Raw genomic sequence first — 3,268 nt, forward strand, 5'->3', positions numbered from 1 at the left:
GAGAACTGAATCAAGCGTATAAACATAGGTGATATCGTTATCATAATTAGACTTTATAACACTTAGCAGTCGAAAGACTACTTGGGGTTGTATGGTCAAGTAATGAAGCGCACATGGTGGATGCTTGGCAGTCAGAGGCGATGAAAGACGTGACAGCCTGCGATAAGCTTCGGGGAGGCGGCAATATCCTGTGATCCGGAGATTTCTGAATGGGGAAACCCACCTACCATAAGGTAGGTATCTTGTACTTGTACAAGAAGCGAACGAGGGGAAGTGAAACATCTCAGTACCCTTAGGAATAGACATCAAATGAGATTCCCCTAGTAGCGGCGAGCGAACGGGGAGAAGCCGATTAATGCTAATGTAGAAGAACAGCGTGGGAAAGCTGACCGTAGTAGGTGATAGTCCTGTATTCGAAACATTAGCGTTAACATATTAAGTAGAGCGGGGCACGAGAAATCCTGTTTGAAGATGGGGGGACCATCCTCCAAGGCTAAATACTCCTGACTGACCGATAGTGAACCAGTACCGTGAGGGAAAGGCGAAAAGAACCCCTGTGAGGGGAGTGAAATAGAACCTGAAACCGTGTGCGTACAAGCAGTGGGAGCCTTAATTTATTAGGGTGACCGCGTACCTTTTGTATAATGGGTCAGCGACTTATATTCTGTAGCAAGGTTAACCGTTTAGGGGAGCCGTAGGGAAACCGAGTCTTAATAGGGCGTTTAGTTGCAGGGTATAGACCCGAAACCGAGTGATCTATCCATGAGCAGGTTGAAAGTGCCGTAACAGGCACCGGAGGACCGAACCCACTGTCGTTGAAAAGCCAGGGGATGACTTGTGGATAGGGGTGAAAGGCTAATCAAACTCGGTGATAGCTGGTTCTCCCCGAAAGCTATTTAGGTAGCGCCTCGGACGAACACCATTGGGGGTAGAGCACTGTTTCGGCTAGGGGGTCATACCGACTTACCAAACCGATGCAAACTCCGAATACCGATGAGTGATATCCGGGAGACACACAGTGGGTGCTAACGTCCATTGTGGAGAGGGAAACAACCCAGACCGCCAGCTAAGGCCCCAAATTCCTAGTTAAGTGGGAAACGAGGTGGGAAGGCATAGACAGCTAGGAGGTTGGCTTAGAAGCAGCCATCCTTTAAAGAAAGCGTAATAGCTCACTAGTCGAGTCGGCCCGCGCGGAAGATGTAACGGGGCTCAAACTAGGAGCCGAAGCTGCGGATTTGAATTTGTTTTCAAGTGGTAGGGGAGCGTTGTGTAAGCCTGTGAAGGTGTGTCGTAAGGCATGCTGGAGGTATCACAAGAGCGAATGCTGACGTGAGTAACGATAATGCGAGTGAAAAGCTCGCACGCCGGAAGATCAAGGGTTCCAGTCCAACGTTAATCGGGGCTGGGTGAGTCGACCCCTAAGGCGAGGCCGAAAGGCGTAGTCGATGGGAAATCGGTTAATATTCCGATACTTGTTTATAATGCGATGGAGGGACGGAGAAGGTTATGTCAGCCTGGCGTTGGTTGTCCAGGTGAAAGGATGTAGGCTTACAACTTAGGTAAATCCGGGTTGTTACATGGCTGAGATCTGATAGCAAGCTGTACTTGTACAGTGAAGTGGCAAATACCATGCTTCCAGGAAAAGCTTCTAAGCAATAGTTATAAACGAATCGTACCCTAAACCGACACAGGTGATCAGGTAGAGAATACCAAGGCGCTTGAGAGAACTCTGCTGAAGGAACTAGGCAAAATGGTACCGTAACTTCGGGAGAAGGTACGCTGCTGATGGTGATAGGACACGCTCCTTGAGCTGTTGGCAGTCGCAGATACCAGGCTGCTGCAACTGTTTATTAAAAACACAGCACTCTGCAAACACGAAAGTGGACGTATAGGGTGTGATGTCTGCCCGGTGCTGGAAGGTTAATTGATGGGGTTAGCGTAAGCGAAGCTCTTGATCGAAGCCCCAGTAAACGGCGGCCGTAACTATAACGGTCCTAAGGTAGCGAAATTCCTTGTCGGGTAAGTTCCGACCTGCACGAATGACATAATGATGGCAGCGCTGTCTCCAGCAGAGACTCAGTGAAATCGAAATCGCAGTGAAGATGCTGTGTACCCGCGGCTAGACGGAAAGACCCCGTGAACCTTTACTACAGCTTTACATTGAACTTTGACCTGACTTGTGCAGGATAGGTGGGAGGCTTTGAAGCCGAGACGCTAGTCTCGGTGGAGCCAATCTTGAAATACCACCCTGGTCATGTTGGGGTTCTAACTCAGGTATAACAATACCGAGGACAATGTATGGTGGGTAGTTTGACTGGGGCGGTCTCCTCCTAAAGAGTAACGGAGGAGTACGAAGGTGCGCTCAGACCGGTCGGAAATCGGTCGTAGAGTATAAAGGCAAAAGCGCGCTTAACTGCGAGACCCACAAGTCGAGCAGGTACGAAAGTAGGTCTTAGTGATCCGGTGGTTCTGTATGGAAGGGCCATCGCTCAACGGATAAAAGGTACTCTGGGGATAACAGGCTGATACCGCCCAAGAGTTCATATCGACGGCGGTGTTTGGCACCTCGATGTCGGCTCATCTCATCCTAGGGCTGAAGCAGGTCCTAAGGGTATGGCTGTTCGCCATTTAAAGAGGTACGCGAGCTGGGTTTAGAACGTCGTGAGACAGTTCGGTCCCTATCTACCGTGGGCGTTGGAAATTTGAGAGGATCTGCTCCTAGTACGAGAGGACCAGAGTGGACGAACCTCTGGTGTTCGGGTTGTCACGCCAGTGGCATTGCCCGGTAGCTACGTTCGGATGGGATAACCGCTGAAAGCATCTAAGCGGGAAGCCCACCTCAAGATTAGATTTCCCTAAAGAGCCGTTGAAGACTACGACGTTGATAGGCAGGGTGTGGAAGTGCAGCGATGCATGTAGCTAACCTGTACTAATTGCTCGTTTGGCTTGACCATACAACACCCAAGTGGTTTGTATGAAAGCTCTAATTAATCTATCTTGTATAAGCGAAAGCTTTAGAATAAAAGAAAGAATATTTCGATATCACCTTTAACCTTGATTCAGTTAGGTTACCAGTTGATCGACCATAAACTAAACACTTATAGTCAAACAATAAAAATAACAGACTCATATCTAACCCCCTTTGCTGACGACAATAGCATGATGGCACCACCTGATCCCTTCCCGAACTCAGAAGTGAAACATCATTGCGCCAATGGTAGTGTGGATTCGTCCATGTGAGAGTAGGTCATCGTCAGCTCTCTATTCT

2 rRNA genes are annotated in these 3,268 nt (G+C 48.9%); both read left to right on the forward strand.

Annotated features, from left to right (window positions below):
- Positions 1-93: 93 nt before the first annotated feature.
- Positions 94-2,954 (forward strand): 23S ribosomal RNA (locus tag TT12_RS14870).
- A gap of 190 nt (positions 2,955-3,144) precedes the next feature.
- A 5S ribosomal RNA gene (rrf, locus tag TT12_RS14875) occupies positions 3,145-3,259 on the forward strand.
- Positions 3,260-3,268 lie beyond the last annotated feature (9 nt).

This window comes from Psychrobacter sp. JCM 18903, assembly GCF_000586475.1.
Classification (GTDB): Bacteria; Pseudomonadota; Gammaproteobacteria; order Pseudomonadales; family Moraxellaceae; genus Psychrobacter.